Raw genomic sequence first — 19,634 nt, forward strand, 5'->3', positions numbered from 1 at the left:
ACCCCCATGGAAATGCCGCCCGTTCTGACCCTGCGCGATGCCAAACACGATGCCTACGGCACCGTGATTCGGCAGGACATCTGGGAGCGCATCATGCGCGATGTGCTGCCGATGATCGACGCCCTGACCACCCCTGCCGCCGAGGAAGCGCCCGAGCCGATGGCAGACTGGGAAGCCTTGCTGCAATACTGGGATTTTGCCTACCCGCCGGACCGTGTGGTCGTATGCGACCACTGCGGGGCACGCAGCGAGGACTGGCTGACGGACGAGCCGCGCAAATTCACGCTCAAGGCGGCCGCGTTTTCCGGACTGGTGAATTTTGAATGCCAGCAGTGCCAGGCGCGCGTTTTGAAGCGTCATTTCAAAGACAAATACAAGTTCGAGTGCAAGCCCTTCACCGTGCGGCGCTCCTCCACCTGAGCCAAGGCCCGCGTTCCATTTCCACTTCACTCATGCTGGACGACTGAAGTGGAAATGGAGTTATTCCGGACGACGGCGCGCCACTTCCTTGGCCAGGCCCAGGTACGCTTCCGCCCCCTTGGACTTGATGTCATAGGACAGGATGGTCTTGCCGTAGCTGGGCGCCTCGGACAGCCGGACATTGCGCGGCACAATGGTCTGGAACAGCTTGTCCGGAAAGCACTTGCGCACCTCGTTTTTCACCTGACGCGACAGGCGATTGCGAGAATCATACATGGTCAGCAGCACGCCGACGATTTCCAGGGCCGGGTTGAGCCGGGCCTTCACCTGTTCATATGTCTGCAGCAGATTGACGATGCCTTCCAGCGCAAAATACTCGCACTGCAGGGGGATCAGCAGTTCGCGGGCGGCGCACAAGGCGTTGAGGGTGAGCAATCCCAGGGAGGGAGGACAATCGATGATGATGAAATCGAAGGCCTCCTCATACCGCTTCACCAGGTCTTTGAGGTAGTATTCCCGGCCCATCTTGTCGATGAGCTCGATTTCCGCCCCCACAAGATCCTTGCTGGACGGCACGCACCATACAAAGGGCGAACTGGTTTCGTGGATGGCGAGGGTGGCGCGGTCGGGTTCAAAAAACACGGAGTACAGGGTGTGGGCGTCCGGCAGTACCGTCACCCCCAGGCCGCTGGTGGCATTGGCTTGCGGGTCACAATCCACCACGAGCACCTTGCGTTCCATGACAGCCAGGGAGGCGGCCAAATTGACGGATGTTGTCGTCTTGCCGACCCCACCCTTCTGATTTGCGACAACAATAACTCTGGCCACGGACTACCTGCCTTCGTGGAGAAATGAATCGACGCGCGTTTCACGGGAAACGCAACGCATTGCTGGCGCTATTTGGAAAATGTCATGTGGCAATTGCTGCGGGTTTCATCCAGGGATTCCACCAGCATGATGGCATCCGAGACCTGGTTCTTTTTCACGGCGTGGGCAAGCTCCTCCACCATGTGCACGAAATCCAGGCATTCTTCCATCCAGTCGTCCTCGGCCAAGGCCTGCATCTTTTGCGTGTACCGCACAAAGATGTGTATGTCGTCCTTGGAAGGCAACTCACCACCTGCAGTGGTCGCCTTGATCCGGGCAAAACAGGCCTCCATTTCCTGCTTCAATGCCTTGAACTGCATCGATCCATCTCCATATGAGAGAGTGTGTGCTGGGTTGTTTCCCTCTACTGCAAGGGTCTGGATGCTGTAAAGGGGAAGATCGGCGCTACCGGCCGTAATGGCCGGTGTACCACGCCACGAACCGGGGGATGCCCACCTCAAGCGGGGTGCAGGGCCTGAATCCCACGGCGGTTTGCAGCGCGTCGATGTCGGCAAACGTGGCGGGCACATCCCCGGGCTGCATGGGCAGGAATTCTTTGCGTGCCTCCAGACCCAGGGCCTGTTCCAGCACCTGGATGAAATCCATCAGCCGCACGCTGTTGTTGTTGCCGATGTTGAAGATGCGATACGGCGCAGGGCTGGATCCGGGATCCGGATCCTCGCCGTTCCACTGGGGATTCGCTGCAGGCGGCGCAGCCAGCACCCGGACCACGCCTTCGATGATGTCATCAATATACGTAAAATCACGCTGCATGTTTCCCTGGTTGAACACCTTGATGGGCTCGCCGGCAAGCATGGCTTTGGTGAACAGGAACAGGGCCATGTCCGGCCGGCCCCAGGGACCGTACACCGTGAAAAAACGCAGCCCCGTGGTGGGGATGGCGTACAGATGGCTGTACGCATGGGCCATCAGCTCGTTGGATTTCTTGGACGCCGCATACAGACTGACGGGGTGGTCCACATTGTCATGCACGCTGAAGGGCATGCGCGTGTTCAGGCCGTATACGGAACTGGACGAGGCGTACACCAGATGTTCCACGGGAAACGTCCGGCAGCATTCCAGCAGATGATGAAACCCGACAATGTTGGACGCGATGTATGCATCCGGGTTGATCAGACTGTACCGCACCCCGGCCTGGGCAGCCAGATTCATCACATGTGTGAAGCGATGCTCCGCGAACAACGCCTGCACGGCCGCCTTGTCCGCAAGATCCAGCTTGCAAAACGTGAACGACGCATGCCGGGCCAGCTGGTCGAGCCGGGCCTGCTTGAGACGGACATCGTAATAATCGTTGAGATTATCCACGCCGACAACCGCGATGCCGCGAGATGCGTAATACTCGCTCAGGTGATAGCCGATGAAGCCCGCCGCCCCGGTGATGCAAATCCGCATGGTGCCGCCCTCGAACATTGCGCGTTGCTGAAGTCAATCAGCACTATGCAAGGCGTGCCGCGGCGTCAAGTGAGCGGTTTCGGCAGCGCTCCCCGGTACGCAGGCCTTACCAGGCCGGGCCATGCTCGCGCAGCATGGCGCACATGGTGGACACGGCGGCCTCGCGGCCGTGCTCCGCGTCCTCTAATTCAGGCAAAAACAGGAGCTTGCCCGTGCGGTAATGCAGCACATGCTGGTCTGCCGGCAGAAGCACGCCCAGTTCCTGCGTCAGCACGGCCCGGCAGGCACTGCCAAAACAGCAGACGGTCTTGGTGCCCAGGGCGCGCATGCCGCGCCAGAAAAACCGGATATCCACACTGTAGCGGCCGGCCACGGGCACCGCCATGGGCCAGAACGCCACCGACCCCGCAGGCCATTGCAGGGCCTGCAGGAGCTGCCGCAGCGTCTGACGGCGGCCAGGGTGTGGCGGCTGGAGCATGTCCTGCCCGAGGTGGAAATAGGTCCAGATCATGAACGGCGGCGACGACGCCTCGGTGCGTCGAGCCATCACCGTGCGCCAGCAGGTGTCCCAGGGCGGCGGGAACAGCCCCCCGGCGGCGGCAGCAGGCGGTTGCGATGCGGCGGCGACTGGCGGCGTGGCTGGTGGCGCGACTGGTGGCGTGGCTGGCTGGCGAGGTGGTGCGGCGGCGGGAGACGCCGAAGGAGAAGGCAAAGAAGGAGCCGAGGCCTGCGGGCGCGCACGTTCCGGCACCGGCGGCTGGTCTGGGCGCGACTGGTCTGGGCGCGACTGGTCTGGGCGCGACGGCACCGACGCCCCCGCTTCGGCCACAGCCGCCGGTGCATCCAGCAAAATATGCCGCAGTCCGGCCTCAAGCCACAGGTGGCCCAACACGCCGTCTGCTATGCGCTGCGCTGCAACTCCGGGAGCAACCAATCCAACAGCCTCCAGGCCACCTCAGGTTTGGGCAGTCCGGGCCACTGCTCTGCCCTGCCCTGCCGATCCACTACATAGACGGCATTGGTGGCGGATGCAAATCCGGACCCTGGCGCCCCGATGCGGTTGGCCACCAGCATGTCGGCATTCTTGCGGGCAAGCTTGGCCTGGGCATGCAGCTCCAGGTTGTCGGTTTCCGCGGCAAATCCCACCAGCAACTGACCCAGGGCTTTTTCCTGACCCATGGTGGCCAGGATGTCCGGATTGCGGACAAAGGAGACGGTGAACGGCTCGTCGGACGCGTCCTTCTTGAACTTGCTGGCCCCGTACGGCTCGGGCGCAAAATCGGCCACCGCCGCCGAGCAGATGGTCAGCTGCGCCTGTTCGAACAGAGCCATGGCCGCCGCATGCATTTCCACGGCGGAAACCACGTCGTGCCGCTGCACCCCTGGCGGCAGATCCGGCACGCCCGGCCCGCAGACGGCATGCACCGTGGCCCCGCGCAACCACGCCGCCGTGACAAGGCTCGCGCCCATCAGGCCTGTGGAGGGATTGCTCCAGAAACGGGCCGGATCAAAAAACTCCCGCGTCGGCCCCAGCGTCACCAGCACGGTGACGCCGGCCAGATCCTGCGGAGCCAGGGCCTTGAGTCCATGCAGAAACACGTGCTCCACCCGGCACAGCCGGCCGCGCCCGTCATCGCCGCAGGCCGTGCCGCCATCGTCGGGTTCAATGCAAATATGCCCGCGATCCTTGAGGAGCTGCCAGTTGGCCTGGGTGGCGGGCGCGCTCCACATGGCGGGATTCATAGCCGGCGCCAGCACCAGCGGCCCCTGAAACGCCAGGGCCTGGCAGGAAAGGATCTCATCCGCCAGCCCGTGCGCCAGACGCGCCAGGGTGGTGGCGCTGGCCGGAGCCACGACCATGGCGTGTGCATGATGCAACGGGTGCAGGTGCCCGAAATCGTCCGGCGCGGCGGGATCGTCGAACAAGGAAGTGAACACCGCACCTGCGCCCAGCGCCTGCAGGGACAGCGGCGTGACGAACCGCGTCGCCGCCTGGGTCAGCGTGACGGTGACGGCCACGTCGCACCGTCTCCAGGCGCGCAACGTGTCCAGCAGCTTGTACGCGGCAATGCTGCCGCTCATGCCAAGATGCAGTCGCTTGCCGAGAAACACGGGGGGCATGAAGTGGGAAAACATGGCGCCTCAGTAGGTCAGGGCCGAACCCTGGCCGGTGGGCGTGAACCCGGTTTCCCCGATGGCGCCGGCCTCGGGCGTGACCCAGATTTCCAGGCGTGTCCTCAAGGTGCCGTCAGTGATGATGACCACGGCGTACTTGCCTGGCTTTTCGAAGAGCAGTATGGATTTGTTGCTCTTGATGGCGCTTTTCAAGGTCCATCCATCTTTGGTCATGGTGTGGGCATAATAGTTGCGCAGGGAATTGGCGTCCACCTTGCCGGTGAAGGTCATCACACCGGTGCGCGCAGAAGGCGTTTCGAGGATAAAGCTGTCCGAAAGCTGCAGATTCATTTCCTGCGGCACGGCCACATCATTGAAATCATAGTAGTTGTCCATGGGTGGCGGCGGCGGGGCCGAGCTTCCGGCAGGGCTCGTGGATTCCGACTTCTCCAGGAGCGAACAGCCCCCCGCAATAATGGCCACGCTCAACACAAGTCCCATCAGGCAAGTCTTCATGGTGCTCCCTTCTACTGCAGTGTCTCCCAGCAGCGCGGCGAACCGCAGCACACCTGCCAGCGGCAGGCATGTGGGCAACCTAATGCGAAAAATCCCTTCGCAGAACGCTGGCGCACTGCTGTATGATACATATTACAGGCAAATTCTCTAAACAAAATTCAAAGAAAATCCAAGCTGTATTTTGGATAACAATTCGGTTAGGAATCTGCCGCCAACACACAGAGAAAACCCCGAGACACAATGCGCAGCACCGTTGAGCTTTTTCCCACACACGCCGCCACTGCAGCAACTGAAGCGCATCGGCTGGAGACATACGACTTCACCCTGCCGGAGTCCGCCATTGCCCGCCGGCCGGCCCAGCAGCGCGAGCAGGCCCGCCTGCTGGTGTGCCACCGCAATGCAGGCCGCCTGGAGCACCGCACCGTGGCCGACCTGCCGGCCCTGCTGCCGGCAGACGCCGTGCTGGTGGTGAACAACAGCCGAGTGGCGCCGGCCCGGCTCTTCGGCCACAAGGAAACCGGCGGCCGCGTGGAATGCCTGCTGCTTACTCCCCTCCCCCTCCTGGAACGCGCTGCCCAACCCGCGTCCCGGGCAACTCCCGGAAACTGGCAGGAAGCGCCGGCCTCGGCCCTGCTGCGGGCGGCCAAGCGGCCCAGACCGGGACAGCGCATCCTCTTTGCCGAGGATCTGCACGCCGTCATGCAGCAGGAACAGGATTTCGGCATGGCCGACATCGTCCTGCGCTGGCAGGGAGATTTGCACGGCATCCTCAACCGTATCGGGCAGTTGCCCCTGCCCCCCTACCTGGAGCGCGAGCCCGAGGCCGAGGATGCCGAACGCTACCAGACCATCTACGCCCGGGCCGACAAGACCGGCAGCGTGGCCGCGCCCACGGCCGGCCTGCATCTGACGCCGGCCATCAGGGCCGCCTGCCTGGCCCGGGGCATGGACTGGGTGGAGGCCACCCTGCACGTGGGATACGGCACCTTCAGCCCCGTGCGCACGGCCAATATCCTGGAACACGTGATGCACTCGGAGTATGTGGAACTGTCCGAAGACGCCGCCACAACGATTGCCACCGCCAAACAGGCCGGCCGGCCGGTGGTGGCCATCGGCACCACCAGCTGCCGCATCCTGGAAGGCGTGCACCGCGCCTGCGGCCGGGTGCAGGCCCATGCCGGCTGGACAGACATTTTCCTGTATCCCGGTGAGTCGCTGCATGTGGTGGATCATCTGGTCACCAACTTCCACCTGCCCAAGTCCACCCTGTTCATGCTGGTGTGCGCCGTGGCAGGCACGACATTCATGCATCATGCCTACGGGCAGGCATTGCAGGAAGGATACCGGTTCTACTCCTATGGCGATGCCATGTGTATTTTGTAACAATCGGCGCCCGGCTTTGCCTTTGTGGCGTTTTGGTGTACAGGGATTGTCCGCGGCCGCACCGGCCGTTCGTATCTCCGGTAACCCCAACAGGAAAAATCCATGCATCACGTGCTGATCAACGAGGAGCGCTGCAAGGGCTGCCTGTTGTGCACCGTCGCCTGCCCCAAGGAGGTGTTGGCGCAGTCCGGGCGGTTCAACCAACAGGGGTACAAGGTGGTGGAAGTGGTGCACCAGGACGACTGCACCGCCTGCGCCGCCTGTGCGCGCATTTGTCCGGACTTTGCCATCCGGGTCTTCCGCAAGAAATCCTCCAAGCCCAAGGGCGCGAAGGGAGAACAGGCATGAGTGCGCCTCGCAAGTTTCTCAAAGGCAACGAGGCCGTGGTGTACGGTGCTTTGGCCGCCGGCTGCCGCTGCTATTTCGGGTATCCCATCACGCCGCAGAACGACATTCCCGAGCTGATGTCCTCGGAAATGGTCAAGGCGGGCGGGCAGTTTGTGCAGGCGGAAAGCGAGGTGGGCGCAGCCAACATGCTGCTGGGCGCGGCGGCCTGCGGCGTGCGGGCGTTCACGTCCTCCTCCAGCCCGGGCGTGTCGCTCATGCAGGAGGCCATCTCGTACATGGCCGGCTCGGAGCTGCCGGGCGTCATTGTGAACATGGTCCGCGGCGGTCCCGGCCTGGGGGACATCGGCTCCTCCCAGGGCGACTATTTTCAGGCCGTCAAGGGCGGCGGGCATGGCGACTATCGCTGCTATGTCCTCGGCCCGGCCACCTGCCAGGAAGCCTATGATCACATGATCGAAGCCTTTGACGTGGCCTACGCCTGGCGCGTGCCGGTCATGATCCTGGGCGACGCCATCCTTGGTCAGATGAAAGAACCCGTGACCACCTGGACGCCCGAGGTCAATGCCGACGCCGGCAAGGACTGGCGGCTGGAAGGCGCCAAGGGCCGCCCCGAGCGGCTGCTGAAGTCCCTGTTCCTGGAAGATGGCGCCCTGGCCGGCCACAACGCCAAGCTCCAGGCCCGCTACCGCGACATGCAGGCCCTGGCCCGGCTGGAAACCGTGGACGTGGACGATGCCGATCTGGTCATCGTGGCCTTCGGCACCATCGGCCGCATCGCCCGCAGCGCCGCCAGCCAACTGCGCAAGCAGGGGTACAAGGTGGGCGTGGCCCGCCCGGTGACGCTCTTCCCCTTCCCCACGCCCCAGTTGCAGGCCCTGGCCGTACCCGGCCGTCGCTTCCTGACCATCGAGCAGAACTGCGGCCAGATGGTGGAAGATGTGCGCCTGGCCCTGGCCGGCAAGGCCGAGGTGGCCTTCCACGGCCATTTGCCCGGCAATCTGCCCAACCCGGACGACTTCATCCAGCCCATCCTGGACGCCCTTGCGGCCAAGGCCTGAGGCGCATTCCACAGGGAGCGACCATGACGACCATCGATCTCGCCGCCCTCCAGCAAGAGGGCTACACCGAAGTGGCCGGCCTGCCCCAGGTGCTCGCGGACAGGCCCATGCACTACTGCCCTGGCTGCCACCACGGCATCGCCCATCGGCTGGTGGCCGAAGTCCTGGAAGAGCTGGGCCAGGTGGAACGCACCATCTGCGTCTCGTCCATCGGGTGTTCCGTCTTCATCTACAATTACATGCATTTGGATACGGTGGAGGCCCCCCACGGCCGCGCTGCCGCCGTGGCCACAGGCGTCAAGCGCGCCCGGCCGGATGCCTTCGTCTTCACCTACCAGGGTGATGGCGACCTTGCCTCCATCGGTCTGGCCGAGTCCATGCACTGCGCCAACCGCGGCGAAAAGCTGGCCATCGTCTTCATCAACAACACGGTCTACGGCATGACCGGCGGCCAGATGGCCCCCACCACCCTGCCCGGCCAGAAGACCACCACCAGCCCCGGCGGCCGCTGCGCCTCCACCGAAGGCCTGCCGCTCAAGATGGCGGAAATCATGGCTGGCCTGGGCGGCGTGGCCTACAGCGCCCGCGCGGCCACCACCTCCCTCAAGCGCATCGTGGAGGCCAAAAAGGCCATCAAGGCCGCCTTCCAATGCCAGCTCGACGGCCGCGGCTTCGGCTTTGTGGAATTGTTGTCCGCCTGTCCCACCAACTGGCGCATGACGCCCCTGCAGGCCAACGAACGCGTGGAAAAGGAACTCATCCCTTATTTCCCCCTGGGGGTCTTCAAGGACGACGCCAACGATCCCGCCTGCAGCGTGCCGGGAGGTGAATCCTAATGGCTCTGTATCTCGACGCCGTCATTGCCGGCTTCGGCGGCCAGGGCGTGATGCTCATCGGCAACCTGCTGGCCTACGCCGGCATGGAAGCCGGCTACAACGTCACGTACATTCCCGTGTACGGCCCGGAAATGCGCGGCGGCACAGCCAACTGCACCGTGGTCATTTCCGATGAGCCCATCGGCTCGCCCATCATCAAGCGGCCCCTGAGCTGCATCATCATGAACCTGCCCTCGCTGCACAAGTTCCAGCCCACGGTGCAGGACGGCGGCGTGGTGGTGGTGAACTCCTCCCTGGTGGATCCCGCCCTGGGCGACGCCCCCCGGCTGAAGATCGTGCCTGTGGCGGCCAACGAAATCGCCGATGCACTGGGCAACGTGCGCATGGCCAACATGGTGGCCCTGGGCGCATGGCTGCGCGCCACGGACGCCATCCCCCTGGAAACCGTTCAGAATGCGCTGCCCAGCGTCATTGCCGCGCATTACGCCAAGCTCATCCCGGCCAACGCCAACGCCCTGGCCAAGGGCTGGGAAACCGCAGACGCGGCCATGGCCGCCGTCTAGTGTGACGGTATCTTTGAAAGGAGTTCTCGGGGGAAACCCTTTCTGAAGAAAGGTTCTTNGTTCTTCCCCCGAACCCCCTTTCCAAAGACTTGTGACGGTGATTTCGCATTGCCACGCATGCAGGCGGACTCACGGAGCCACAGCGCAGGTGCATGGTTCATAACCCGTTAGTGCAAGGACGCAACACTCGCCGCCATGGAACTGCAGCGCTTCCCCAAGCCCTTGCCGGATTCGCCGGCGCTATTGCTGGGCATCATCGGGCAGCCCCTGGGCCACACCCTGAGCCCGGTGCTGCACAACTGGGCACTGCAGGAAGCCGGCGTCTCCGGCGTGTATTGCCGCTGGGAGCTGCCGCCCGAGCAGCTGGGCCGGATGCTGGACGCCGTGCGCACCCTGCCCATCCATGGCCTGTCCGTGACCATCCCCCACAAGGAGGCGGTCATAGACCTGCTGGACGAAATCACGCCCTTTGCCCGCCAGGTGGGTGCGGTGAATACCATCTACTGGCAGGACGACCGCCTCTGCGGCGACAATACCGACGTGGAAGGCTTCCTCACCCCCCTGCGCGGGCTGCCGGTGTTCGATTCCGCCCTGGTGCTGGGCGCCGGCGGCGCAGCCCGGGCCGCGCTGGCCGGGCTGAAGGCCCTGGGCGTGACTCGCATCGGCATCGCCAATCGCAGCGCAGACCGTGCCCAGGCCCTGGCCGAGGTGTTTCACGTGCAACAAATCCCCTGGGAAGCGCGCACGGACTTCGGCGCGGCGCTGGTGGTCAATGCCACGCCCCTGGGCATGCACGGCGCGCGCAAGGACCAGTCCCCCTGGCCCGAGGACGCCTGGACCCGCGTGACCGCAGCGTATGATCTGGTCTACAATCCCCTGCGCACACGCTTTCTCATCGACGCCCGGGCTGCCGGCGCCCAGGCTCTGGAAGGGCTGGGCATGTTCCTCGGGCAAGGCCAGTGCCAGTTCACCCGCTGGACCGGCGCAACCTTCCCCTGGGATCCTGCCCGCCTGCTGCTCCTGGAAGCCCTGCGCGAACGGGGATGACGCGCAAAGAAGCGCGCATTTTACGCTTGAAAAAGGATATTGCGAGAAGGGAAACCTTTTGCAAAAGGTTCTTCCCTNTCTTTAGAAAGGTTCTTCCCCCGAGAGTTCTTTTCAAAAGTACATTGCCCTGCGTTCACGCCCAGCGTACGGGCACCCGCACCACCTGCCCGGCCTTGTTGGTGAACAGCAGATAGCCGTGTTCGCGGCCGTGAAGGTACAAGTCGCGGGTGATGGCCACGTCCTTGATGCAGTATTCCTCGATGAGATCCAGCCGGTCTTCCTTCCACCACGCCAGGGCCTGCAGGCCGTCGGCGGCCTTTTCCGTGCCCAGGGTGGCCTGGGCCAGGGTGTCCAGCTTCAGGCGGTAGCCCAGGCGCTGCTGCACGGCCTCCAGCATATCCAGGGTGGGCAGGGTCTGCAGGCTGTAGGAGGCGAAGGGCTGCAGCACCGTGTAATCGAACCGCTTGAGATTGTAGCCGATCACCAGATCCAGCGCCTGCAGCCGCTCAAAGAGTTCGGGCAGGTCGTCCTGGGTGTAGCTGTGAAACTGCTCGTCCAGGCTGTCATACAGCACGGCCACGGACACGCCCATTTTGGCGATGTGCTTCCAGCCGCCCACCTCGTCTGCGGCGCGGCGGGTTTCCACGTCCAGCACGCCGTAGCGGCCCGGGGCGGATGCAACGGTGGGCATGGGAGACTCCTTGTTCGGTTCGGGGACGGCGGACGCGGCGGGCAGGCTCGGCCCGGGGGACTCGGCCGGCGGCGGCCCCTGGATGAGCCGTTGCAGCAGGAAGACGGCGGCGGCTTTGTCGATGGGCCGGTTGCCGGAGCCGCACTTGGGCGAATGCACGCAGGAGGGGCAGCCCGTCTCGCAGGGACAGCCGGCCATGGCCTCCAGGGTGCGGGTGAACAGGGCCTCGGCCTGGGCGAAGGCCTGACGCGAGAGCCCCACCCCGCCGGGCGCGGCATCGTAGATGAACACCGCCGGCAGGCCCACCTGGGGATGCATGGGCGTGGAGATGCCGCCAAGGTCGTTGCGGTCGGTCATCACCAGCAGCGGCAGCATGCCGATGGCCGCATGCTCCAGGGCATGGATGCCGCCCATGAAGTGCAGAAAATGCTTTTCCGCATCCTCCTGCAAGGTCAGGGGGATTTCGATCCACAAGCCTTCCGTCTCAAACAGCAGGGGCGGCAGCTCCAGGGGCACGATGGTCAGCAGCTTCTGGCCGTGCACGCTGCGTTTTTCGTAGCCGGTGATGGTCTCCGTCACCTTGAGCCGGCCCAGGAACACGCGCGTGCCAAAGACGGCGGCTTGGCCGTGCACCTGCAGAATCTCCGTGGTCTTGTTGCCGCGGGCCCGGGTGAAGTAGTCCGTCTTCTGGGGGACGACCACAATCTGTCGGGCGGCGACGTCCAGGCGCGTGACCACGAAGCTCTGGCCGCGATGCAGATAGATCGCGCCCTGGTGCGTCTCCTTGAAGGCGCGGTGCTCGTCCACATGCCCGATGACCGTGCCGGCCTCGGCCAGTTCGATGGTGTACGTGCCGCCGGAGCCGCGCAGATCGATCTCGCGGTGGGGGTTCTTGCGCGGGGAATGCAGCCTGGAGCCGTCCTTGGAGCGCAGCAGCGTGCCGGCCTGCTCCATGCGTCGCACTTCCTGCCGGACCTCGGCATCGGCCAGCCAGGACTCGTCGTCGGCCAGGGGCAGTTCCGTGGCTGCGCACTCCAGATGTCGGGCCAGAATGACCGGGTTGTACGGGTTCAGCACCGCGGCTTCCGGCGGTCGGGAGAAAAAAGCTTCGGGATGGCGCATGAAATACTGATCCAGGGCGTCTTCCTGGGCCACCAGCACCACCACGCTTTCCTGCTGCGCCCGGCCCACGCGGCCGCCGCGCTGCAAGGTCTGCATCACCGTGCCGGGATAGCCGGCCAGGATGCAGCAATCCAGCCCGCCGATGTCGATGCCCAGTTCCAGGGCCGAGGTGGAGATGACCGCCAGCAGTTCGCCCGAGGCCATGCGGGCTTCGATATCCCGCCGCTCTTCCGCCAGAAAACCGGCCCGGTACGCGCTGATGCGGCCCTTGAAGCGGCCGGCGCGTTGCTGCACCCAGAGGCTCAACAGTTCCGTCATCTTGCGGGACTGGGAATAGACGATGGTCCGCAGGCCGCGGTGCAGGGCCGCCTGCAGCAGCTGGATGACCGCCTGGGACGCGCCTTCCAGCGGGTTCAGGAACAGCACATGCCGCCGGCCCTGGGGCGCGCCGGATTCCAGCACGGCCGCCGGCGCAATGCCGGTCAGCTGTGTGGCCAGCTCCACGGGATTCGCCACCGTGGCCGAGCAGAAGCAGAAGGCCGGGTCTGCCCCGAACCGGCTGCACACCCGGCGCAGGCGGCGGAACACCTGGGCCATGTGCGAGCCCATCACCCCGCGGTAGGTGTGCACCTCGTCCACCACCACATACTTGAGGGAGGCCAGGAAGGCGGCCCATTTTTCGTGGTATGGCAGCAGGGAAAGGTGCAGCATCTCCGGATTGGAGAGCAGCACCTGGGGCGGATCGTCGCGGATTTTCTTGCGGAAATGGGCAGAGGTATCGCCGTCGTAGATGGCTGCCGAGGGCCGGGCATCGCCGGGCCAGTGCCCGGTCAGGCTGTGGAAGGTCTTGAGCTGATCCTGGGCCAGGGCCTTGAGGGGGAACAGGTACAGGGCGCGGGCGTCGGGATCGGTCAGGCAGGCTTCGAGCACGGGCAGGTTGTAGGTGTACGTCTTGCCCGAGGCCGTGGGCGTGGCCACCACCACATGCCGGCCCATGCGCAGCAGATCCGTGGCCAGGGCCTGATGACTGTACAGGGCCTCCACGCCGGCGCGGTCCAGCACACCCTGCACGGCCCGGGGCCAGGGCCGCACCGTGGGGGCGGTGCGGGCGTCCTGCTCGGGAAACACCTTGTGGCAGACCACCTGCGGCCCCAGCCGCGGCGAGGCCTTGAGCTTTTCCACATAGTCCCGCACGCCGGCGGATGAATCCGGGAACTGCCCGCCTTCCGGGGAATGCATGTGCGCCGATGAAACGTCCTCAGGCATGGAGTACGGCTACATCCCCGTGGATATCTTGTATTTCTTCAACTTGTACTGCATCAGGCTCTTGGAGATGCCCAGGGCCTCGGAGGCCTTGGTCTGCACAAAGTCGTTGCGGATGAGCGCCCGGCGGACCAGGGCGGCCTCGATTTTCTCCAGGGTATCGGCCAGATCCAGTCGGGCGGGCAGCAGATCCACGGCGCTCTTGAACTGGCTTTCCTCGTCCTTGATTTCGGGGGGCAGATCCTCCACGCCGATGGCCTCCCCCGGCGCCAGCACCATGCAGCGCTCCACCACGTTCTCCAACTGGCGGATGTTGCCGGGCCACTCGTAGGCGCAGAGGTAATCCATGGCCTCCGGCGCAATGGCCTTGACGGGCATCTTGTTCAGTTCTGCATACTTGTTGATGAAGTGCGCCACCAGCAGGGGGATGTCCTCCCGCCGTTCCCGCAGGGGCGGCAGCTGGATGTGCACCACGTTGAGCCGGTAGTACAAGTCTTCCCGAAAGGTGCCTTCCTTGACGCATTCCAGCAGATCGCGATTGGTGGCGGTCACGATGCGGATGTCCACCTCGATGGACTCGGCGCCGCCCACGCGTTCGAAGATCCGCTCCTGGAGCACCCGCAACAGCTTGACCTGCGTTTCCGGCGACAGCTCGCCGATCTCGTCCAGAAACAACGTGCCCGAATCGGCCAGCTCAAAGCGGCCGCGCTTGCGGGCCACGGCCCCGGTGAAGGAGCCCTTCTCGTGGCCAAAGAGCTCGCTTTCCAGCACGCCGGGGTTCAGCGCCATGCAGTTGACAGAAATAAAAGGATTTTTTTGCCTGGGGGATGCGAAATGGATGGCCTTGGCCACCAGTTCCTTGCCCGTGCCCGACTCGCCGGTAATGAGCACCGTGGAGCGCGAGGGCGCGGCGCGGTCCACCATGGCCAGCACATCGCGCATGGGTTTGGAGCGGCCGATAATCTGGTGCAGGCCGTAGCGCTCCTCCATGGATTCCTGCAGGATGCGGAACTGGCGCTGCGTGGCGCTCATCTTCATGGCTTTGGAGGCGGAAAGCAGCAGCTCCTCGTTGGAAAAGGGCTTGGTGATGTAGTCGAAGGCCCCGATCTTCATGGCCTCCACCGCGCCTTCGATGGAGCCGAAGGCGGTCATGATCATCACCGGGATGTGCGGATGGTTTTTTTTGACGTGTTCCAGCACGTCCTGGCCGGTCATCCGGGGCATTTTCATGTCCGTGATGATCACGTCCACATCGCTTTCATCCAGGTAGGCCAGGGCGGTTTCCGGGTCCGAGAGGGCCGTGACGGAATAGCCGGCGTCCGAAAGCATGGCTTCCAGGATGAGCAGGTAGTTCGGCTCGTCGTCCAGGCAGAGAATATTCGTAGACATGCAACGTCCCTGATGGCGCGGCGCGGATTACGCGGCCGGCAAAAGCACCACGGCGCGAGCGCCGCCTTCGGGCGCGTTCTCCAGCCGCAGCTCGCCGCCGTGGCTTTGAATGATGCCGTTGGTGATGGCCAGGCCCAGCCCGGTGCCATGGTCCTTGGTGGTGAAGAACGGGTCCAGCAGCTTGTCCGCGATGGCGGCATCAATGCCGGGGCCGGTGTCGCGGATCACGGTTTCCAGGGTCTCGCCGCGCCGGGAGGCCTGCACAAAGAGGGTTCCCGGCCCGGCCATGGCCTGCAGGCCGTTGGACACGATATTGTAGAACGCACGGTACAGCAAATCCTTGTCGCCGGAAAGCATCAGGCCCCGCTCCACCTGGCGTTCCACCTGCACCTCGCACTTGCGGCATTCATGTTCCAGAAAAACAAGCACCTGGTCAAGCACGGTGGCCAGCTCCACGGGCTCCTGGCGGGGGGCCTTGGGCCGGGCGTAATCCAGAAAATCGCTGACAATCTGCGACAGGCGGCGGGATTCGTCAAAAATGGCCTTGAGGATGCGGCCGTGCAGGCTGTTCTCGTCCCCCTGCTTCTTGAGGAGCAGTTCCGCGGAACTGCGGATGATGCCCAGGGGATTGCGAATCTCGTGAGCAATGGAAGCCACCATGCGGCCCATGCTGGCCAGCTTCTCGTTCTGGTGCAACTGGCGCTCCAGGCGCTGCGTTTCCTGCAGGCGCTGGGCGCTGATCTTGTCCACCCGGCGAATGAGCATGAGCAGGACCAGGAACAGCAGCAGGGAAATACCCAAGGAATTGAGGATGATGATCCACTGAAACCGGATGACCGTCTTGTAGACGCCGGCAATGTCCTGGTAGATTTCCAGCACGCCCACCAGGGTGCCGTTGTGCACGTCGTCGCCCAGGTCCGTGGCCACGCGCAGGGGGTAGGTCATTTTCATCACCACCTGCCCCGGCTTCGGCGGCATGATCCATTCGGACCAGATGGGCACGTCCTCGCGCTTGCCCACGGCGAAGATGGGCTCCCCGCGATCGGCCACGCGGCGCACGTCCTGGGTCATGAGATCCTGGCGGCCCACATGCTCGGCCTCGGTGCTGTAGGAGATGACGCCATCCAGATCATAGATGCGCAGCTCCAGCATGTTCAGCCCGTGGATGGTGGAATTGATGACGCTTTCCAGCCGCTCGTACTGGGTGGCGTCGCGCAGTTCCACGCGGCCAAAGCCCACCAGGGTGGGCAGGATAAAGCGACGGTAAATCTGATGGTTGAGATTCTGGGCCAGCAGCAGGCCGAATTCCTGCTGCTTGGCCAGCAGGGTCTGCCGGGCCTGGTTGGCGATGACGATGGACAACGCCAGCCCGGCCAGAAAGGTCAGCGCCAGGGACCCCCAGGAAAGATACTTGGCCGTGCTGTAGGAGCTGGACGGCAAATCCGAATGGCCCGCCGGCTGCCCGGATACACCGGATACGCCGGATGTGGCGGATGCGCCAGATGCGCCGGACGCCGAAGCAGTGGCGCGGCTCCCGGAGCCGGAAGCCGCGCCGTGTGCACGCTCGGAGGAGAGATCGCGGTCGGACATGCGGTGTTACGCCACGCCCAGCCCCTGGGCCATGGCCGCCAGGGCCGTGCGCAGGGTGGCTTCGTCCAGGGCAAAGGAAAGCCGCACGCAGCGCGGTGCGCCAAAGGCCTCGCCCGGCACCAGGGCCACGCCGGCTTCTTCCATCAACCGGTTGCACAGGGAGACGGAATCCGGCGAGCGGTGATCGTAATAGCGGGACACGTCCGGGAAGGCATAGAATGCGCCGGCCGGGCTGGGGCAGACCACGCCCTTCCAGCCGCCGATGATGTCCATGACCATGTTGCGGCGCTGTTCAAAGGCGGCGCGCATGGCTTCCACCTCGTCCCAGGGGCCGGTGAGGGCGGCCAGGGCGGCCTTCTGCACGATGGAGCAGACGTTGGAAGTGGACTGGCTCTGCACCATGTCCATGGCATCGATGAGCGGGGTGTGGGCCACCAGCCAGCCCATGCGCCAGCCGGTCATGGCAAAGCTCTTGGCCAGACCGTTGGTGATGGCGATGTGTTCCGGATGGCTGGCAAACCACTTGGCGCAGGAGGCCGGCGTGTTGGGCGCATAGACAAGCTGGTCGTAAATTTCATCGGAAATGACCAGAATGCCCTTGTCGAGGCACGTTTCCACCAGCAAGTCCAATTCCGCCTGGGTGTAGGTGGCGCCGGTGGGGTTGGAGGGCGAATTGAGCACCAGGCAGCGCGTTTTGGCCGTGGCGGCGCGCATGATGTCCGCAGGGTTGATCTTGTAACCGTGCTCGGCCAGGGTGTCCACAATCACCGGCACGCCGCCGGCCAGGGCCACCATGTCCGGATAGCTCACCCAGTACGGCGCAGGGATGAGCACTTCGTCGCCCGGATTGAGCACACACTGAAAATAGTTGTACAACGCCTGCTTGCCGCCGTTGGTGACCACCACCTGCTTGCCGGCCACATCCACATCATAAAATTTCTTGTAGTAGGCGCCCACGGCGGCGCGCAGTTCGGGGATGCCGGCCACCTGGGTGTAGCGGGTGAAGTTCTGGTCGATGGCGGCCTTGGCGGCCTCGCGCACATGGGCCGGGGTGTTGAAGTCCGGCTCGCCCACGGAGAGGCTGATGATCTTCTTGCCCTGGGCCTTGAGCTCCATGGCCTTGGCGCTGACTGCCAACGTGGCGGACGGCTTGACGACCTGAAGACGCTCTGCGAGACGCATGGGATCGATCCTTGTGTGGAAGGTGGGGTGAAAATCCAATGGCCCGGACAACAATAATCAAAAAGCAAGGCATCGTAAATGTCCAACCGCACGGTTCGCCCGGTTCACGCGATTCCGCTCCTTCCCCTGCCGTCCGGCTCGCGCATTGTCTCCCTGCTGCGTCGGGAAAAGCGGTTCCTGGTGCTCGTGCAGGATGGCGACGACGCCTTCTGGGTGCACACCAACAACTCCGGCAGCATGGTCGGACTGGTCCGCGAGGGGCGGCGGGCGGTGATCTCCCCTGCGCCTTCGCCCAAGCGCAAGCTGCCGTGGACCCTGGAAATGATCGAGCTGACTCCCGGCCGGGAGGACTGGGTGGGCGTGAACACCCTGACCCCCAACCGCCTGCTCGCCAAGGCCTTTCACGCCGGCGTGCTGCAGGCCCTGGTCGGGCTGCACGGCTATACCCTGCTGCGGCCCGAGGCTCCCTGCGGTGAAAGCCGCATCGACGCCCTGCTCATGGGGCCGCAGGCGCCGCCCTTGTGGGTGGAGGCCAAAAATGTGACCCTGGTGGAAGACGAGGTGGCCGCCTTTCCCGACGCCGTGACCGTGCGCGGCCGGGGGCATCTGGAGGTGCTCATGGAGCGTGTGGCCCGGGGCGAACGCGCCGCCGTGTGCTGCTGCATCCAGCGGCCGGACGGGCGCTGTTTTGGTCCGGCGGACTATATTGACCCTGCTTTTGCCGCAACCTTCTGGCGCGCCCTGGAGGCCGGGGTGGAGGTCTGGCCCCTGCGGGTGTCGGTTTCTCCGGCCGGCATGGGCCTGGCAGGCCGTCTCCCCCTTGCGCAACGGCCGGCTTCGGGGCAGAAATAGGGGATGGAACACGCAGCAGCAACCCCCCATCGCGCCGGCATGGCCGCCCTCATCGGGCCGCCCAATGTGGGCAAGTCCACCCTGCTTAATGCCATCATCGGCGAAAAGCTGGCCATCGTCACCCCCAAACCCCAGACCACGCGCACGCAGATCACCGGCATCCACACCGTGCCTGGGTTGCAGATTGTTTTTTTTGATACGCCGGGCATCCACCAGCGCAGAGGCCGGCTGAACAAAGCCCTGCTGCAGGCCGCCTGGCAGAGCCTGCACGAAGCCGACGTGGCCGTGGCCTGCCTGGACGCCGCCAAGGCCCAGAAGGCCGGCAGCGTGGCCGCGCAGGTGGCCAACATCAAGGGACCGCTCCTCGCCTCGGGGCTGCCGCTGTTGGTGGTGCTGAACAAGGTGGACCAGGTGAAGGACAAGGGCCTGCTGCTGCCGCTGCTGCAGGAGGCCGCGGAGCTGTTCCCGGAGGCCGAAATCATCCCGGTGTCTGCCCTGCGCAAGGACAATCTGGACCGCCTGGTGGCGCGCATCGCGGCGGCGTTGCCGGAATCCGAGCCCCTGTTCCCGGACGATCAGATTTCCACGGCCCAGGTGCGGTTTCTGGCGGCGGAGATTGTCCGGGAAAAGCTCTTCCTGCAGCTGCGCCAGGAGGTGCCCTACGGCGTGGCCGTGGATATTGAACAATGGGAAGAGGATCCCGAAACCGGCTTCACCCGCATCAGCGCCGTGATCTACCTGACCCGCGAGGCGCACAAGGGCATGGTCATCGGCAAGCAGGGGCAGACGCTCAAACAGATTGGCGTGCTGGCGCGCGAAGAGATCCAGGAGTTGCTGGAAGCCAAGGTGCATCTGGAACTGTTTGTGAAGGTGAAGGAAGACTGGACCGAAAACCCGGCCATGCTGCGGGAGCTCGGGTATCAACTGTAGCGCTGCACGGCGCATGCTGTCGGACTGTGGCCAGAAGCGCTCGCCGATC

At 64.4% G+C, this 19,634-nt stretch carries 19 protein-coding genes; 9 read left to right on the top strand and 10 right to left on the bottom strand.

All coding sequences use genetic code 11. The features are described from left to right. Nucleotides 1-6 precede the first annotated feature (6 nt). Nucleotides 7-420 carry a hypothetical protein gene (locus DGI_RS04115; RefSeq protein ID WP_144284109.1) on the top strand — a complete coding sequence of 138 codons (414 nt, stop codon included), beginning with the start codon at nucleotides 7-9 and terminating at the stop codon, nucleotides 418-420. Nucleotides 421-480: 60 nt separating this feature from the next. Here DGI_RS04115 and DGI_RS04120 read toward each other — a convergent pair whose 3' ends face one another. From DGI_RS04120 to DGI_RS04145, 6 genes are all read right to left on the bottom strand, one after another. After that, nucleotides 481-1,248 (bottom strand): ParA family protein, encoded by a 768-nt coding sequence (locus DGI_RS04120; protein ID WP_021759450.1) that lies wholly within the window; start codon nucleotides 1,246-1,248, stop codon nucleotides 481-483. Nucleotides 1,249-1,316: 68 nt separating this feature from the next. Further along, nucleotides 1,317-1,607, bottom strand: coding sequence for a GAK system XXXCH domain-containing protein (locus DGI_RS04125; protein ID WP_021759451.1), 291 nt, complete (start codon nucleotides 1,605-1,607; stop codon nucleotides 1,317-1,319). 85 nt (nucleotides 1,608-1,692) lie between these two features. Further along, complete coding sequence (locus DGI_RS04130) at nucleotides 1,693-2,700, bottom strand: NAD-dependent epimerase (protein WP_021759452.1); 1,008 nt, start codon at nucleotides 2,698-2,700, stop codon at nucleotides 1,693-1,695. A 106-nt stretch (nucleotides 2,701-2,806) separates the two neighbouring features. After that, the gene (locus DGI_RS18265; protein WP_021759453.1) at nucleotides 2,807-3,592 is read right to left on the bottom strand and encodes a hypothetical protein; all 786 of its coding nucleotides are present in this window, start codon (nucleotides 3,590-3,592) and stop codon (nucleotides 2,807-2,809) included. 8 nt (nucleotides 3,593-3,600) lie between these two features. Beyond that, nucleotides 3,601-4,836, bottom strand: a complete 1,236-nt coding sequence (coaBC, locus tag DGI_RS04140; protein WP_021759454.1) for a bifunctional phosphopantothenoylcysteine decarboxylase/phosphopantothenate--cysteine ligase CoaBC — start codon at nucleotides 4,834-4,836, stop codon at nucleotides 3,601-3,603. A 6-nt stretch (nucleotides 4,837-4,842) separates the two neighbouring features. After that, the gene (locus DGI_RS04145) at nucleotides 4,843-5,331 is read right to left on the bottom strand and encodes a hypothetical protein (RefSeq protein WP_021759455.1); all 489 of its coding nucleotides are present in this window, start codon (nucleotides 5,329-5,331) and stop codon (nucleotides 4,843-4,845) included. A 240-nt stretch (nucleotides 5,332-5,571) separates the two neighbouring features. Between DGI_RS04145 and queA the strand changes: the two genes are divergently transcribed. The 6 genes from queA to aroE all read left to right on the top strand — a co-directional run bounded on the left by queA (nucleotide 5,572) and on the right by aroE (nucleotide 10,566). After that, nucleotides 5,572-6,714 carry a tRNA preQ1(34) S-adenosylmethionine ribosyltransferase-isomerase QueA gene (gene queA, locus DGI_RS04150; RefSeq protein ID WP_021759456.1) on the top strand — a complete coding sequence of 381 codons (1,143 nt, stop codon included), beginning with the start codon at nucleotides 5,572-5,574 and terminating at the stop codon, nucleotides 6,712-6,714. 102 nt (nucleotides 6,715-6,816) lie between these two features. Next, nucleotides 6,817-7,062, top strand: a complete 246-nt coding sequence (locus DGI_RS04155) for a 4Fe-4S dicluster domain-containing protein (RefSeq protein WP_021759457.1) — start codon at nucleotides 6,817-6,819, stop codon at nucleotides 7,060-7,062. Continuing rightward, entirely contained in the window at nucleotides 7,059-8,120 is a 1,062-nt protein-coding gene (locus DGI_RS04160; RefSeq protein ID WP_021759458.1) for a 3-methyl-2-oxobutanoate dehydrogenase subunit VorB, read from the top strand. The genes DGI_RS04155 and DGI_RS04160 overlap by 4 nt, the downstream gene beginning before the upstream one ends. A gap of 23 nt (nucleotides 8,121-8,143) precedes the next feature. After that, nucleotides 8,144-8,956: a thiamine pyrophosphate-dependent enzyme gene (locus DGI_RS04165; RefSeq protein WP_021759460.1), complete on the top strand. Its 813-nt coding sequence runs from the start codon at nucleotides 8,144-8,146 to the stop codon at nucleotides 8,954-8,956. After that, nucleotides 8,956-9,519 carry a 2-oxoacid:acceptor oxidoreductase family protein gene (locus tag DGI_RS04170; RefSeq protein ID WP_021759462.1) on the top strand — a complete coding sequence of 188 codons (564 nt, stop codon included), beginning with the start codon at nucleotides 8,956-8,958 and terminating at the stop codon, nucleotides 9,517-9,519. Before DGI_RS04165 ends, DGI_RS04170 begins: the two co-directional genes overlap by 1 nt. A 195-nt stretch (nucleotides 9,520-9,714) precedes the next feature. Next, on the top strand, nucleotides 9,715-10,566 hold the full coding sequence (gene aroE, locus DGI_RS04175; RefSeq protein WP_021759463.1) for a shikimate dehydrogenase: 852 nt from the start codon (nucleotides 9,715-9,717) through the stop codon (nucleotides 10,564-10,566). Between the two features lie 133 nt (nucleotides 10,567-10,699). Here the strand turns inward: aroE and DGI_RS04180 are convergent, their stop codons facing one another. From DGI_RS04180 to DGI_RS04195, 4 genes are read right to left on the bottom strand one after another with little or no spacing between them, the layout of a single operon-like run. Then, nucleotides 10,700-13,645 carry a DEAD/DEAH box helicase gene (locus DGI_RS04180; protein WP_407656288.1) on the bottom strand — a complete coding sequence of 982 codons (2,946 nt, stop codon included), beginning with the start codon at nucleotides 13,643-13,645 and terminating at the stop codon, nucleotides 10,700-10,702. Nucleotides 13,646-13,654: 9 nt separating this feature from the next. Beyond that, the gene (locus DGI_RS04185; RefSeq protein ID WP_021759465.1) at nucleotides 13,655-15,031 is read right to left on the bottom strand and encodes a sigma-54-dependent transcriptional regulator; all 1,377 of its coding nucleotides are present in this window, start codon (nucleotides 15,029-15,031) and stop codon (nucleotides 13,655-13,657) included. A gap of 27 nt (nucleotides 15,032-15,058) precedes the next feature. Then, nucleotides 15,059-16,621: a sensor histidine kinase gene (locus DGI_RS04190; protein ID WP_081696664.1), complete on the bottom strand. Its 1,563-nt coding sequence runs from the start codon at nucleotides 16,619-16,621 to the stop codon at nucleotides 15,059-15,061. 6 nt (nucleotides 16,622-16,627) lie between these two features. Further along, complete coding sequence (locus tag DGI_RS04195; protein ID WP_021759467.1) at nucleotides 16,628-17,803, bottom strand: pyridoxal phosphate-dependent aminotransferase; 1,176 nt, start codon at nucleotides 17,801-17,803, stop codon at nucleotides 16,628-16,630. A gap of 78 nt (nucleotides 17,804-17,881) precedes the next feature. On the opposite strand from DGI_RS04195, the gene sfsA reads away from it, so the two are divergent. Next, on the top strand, nucleotides 17,882-18,655 hold the full coding sequence (gene sfsA, locus DGI_RS04200; protein ID WP_021759468.1) for a DNA/RNA nuclease SfsA: 774 nt from the start codon (nucleotides 17,882-17,884) through the stop codon (nucleotides 18,653-18,655). A 3-nt stretch (nucleotides 18,656-18,658) separates the two neighbouring features. Next, on the top strand, nucleotides 18,659-19,585 hold the full coding sequence (gene era, locus DGI_RS04205) for a GTPase Era (protein ID WP_021759469.1): 927 nt from the start codon (nucleotides 18,659-18,661) through the stop codon (nucleotides 19,583-19,585). Nucleotides 19,586-19,634: the final 49 nt, after the last annotated feature.

Source organism: Megalodesulfovibrio gigas DSM 1382 = ATCC 19364 (assembly GCF_000468495.1).
Lineage (GTDB): Bacteria > Desulfobacterota > Desulfovibrionia > Desulfovibrionales > Desulfovibrionaceae > Megalodesulfovibrio > Megalodesulfovibrio gigas.

Excerpts from the sequence above, each read along its gene's own strand:
- DGI_RS04125 (WP_021759451.1), bottom strand. The coding sequence starts at position 1,607 with ATGCAGTTCAAGGCATTGAAGCAGGAAATGGAGGCCTGTTTTGCCCGG.
- coaBC (WP_021759454.1), bottom strand. The coding sequence starts at position 4,836 with ATGTTTTCCCACTTCATGCCCCCCGTGTTTCTCGGCAAGCGACTGCAT.
- DGI_RS04190 (WP_081696664.1), bottom strand. The coding sequence starts at position 16,621 with ATGTCCGACCGCGATCTCTCCTCCGAGCGTGCACACGGCGCGGCTTCC.
- DGI_RS04165 (WP_021759460.1), top strand. The coding sequence starts at position 8,144 with ATGACGACCATCGATCTCGCCGCCCTCCAGCAAGAGGGCTACACCGAA.
- DGI_RS04155 (WP_021759457.1), top strand. The coding sequence starts at position 6,817 with ATGCATCACGTGCTGATCAACGAGGAGCGCTGCAAGGGCTGCCTGTTG.
- sfsA (WP_021759468.1), top strand. The coding sequence starts at position 17,882 with ATGTCCAACCGCACGGTTCGCCCGGTTCACGCGATTCCGCTCCTTCCC.
- DGI_RS04145 (WP_021759455.1), bottom strand. The coding sequence starts at position 5,331 with ATGAAGACTTGCCTGATGGGACTTGTGTTGAGCGTGGCCATTATTGCG.
- DGI_RS04160 (WP_021759458.1), top strand. The coding sequence starts at position 7,059 with ATGAGTGCGCCTCGCAAGTTTCTCAAAGGCAACGAGGCCGTGGTGTAC.
- DGI_RS04170 (WP_021759462.1), top strand. The coding sequence starts at position 8,956 with ATGGCTCTGTATCTCGACGCCGTCATTGCCGGCTTCGGCGGCCAGGGC.
- DGI_RS04185 (WP_021759465.1), bottom strand. The coding sequence starts at position 15,031 with ATGTCTACGAATATTCTCTGCCTGGACGACGAGCCGAACTACCTGCTC.
- DGI_RS04195 (WP_021759467.1), bottom strand. The coding sequence starts at position 17,803 with ATGCGTCTCGCAGAGCGTCTTCAGGTCGTCAAGCCGTCCGCCACGTTG.
- era (WP_021759469.1), top strand. The coding sequence starts at position 18,659 with ATGGAACACGCAGCAGCAACCCCCCATCGCGCCGGCATGGCCGCCCTC.
- queA (WP_021759456.1), top strand. The coding sequence starts at position 5,572 with ATGCGCAGCACCGTTGAGCTTTTTCCCACACACGCCGCCACTGCAGCA.
- DGI_RS04115 (WP_144284109.1), top strand. The coding sequence starts at position 7 with ATGGAAATGCCGCCCGTTCTGACCCTGCGCGATGCCAAACACGATGCC.
- aroE (WP_021759463.1), top strand. The coding sequence starts at position 9,715 with ATGGAACTGCAGCGCTTCCCCAAGCCCTTGCCGGATTCGCCGGCGCTA.
- DGI_RS04130 (WP_021759452.1), bottom strand. The coding sequence starts at position 2,700 with ATGCGGATTTGCATCACCGGGGCGGCGGGCTTCATCGGCTATCACCTG.
- DGI_RS04180 (WP_407656288.1), bottom strand. The coding sequence starts at position 13,645 with ATGCCTGAGGACGTTTCATCGGCGCACATGCATTCCCCGGAAGGCGGG.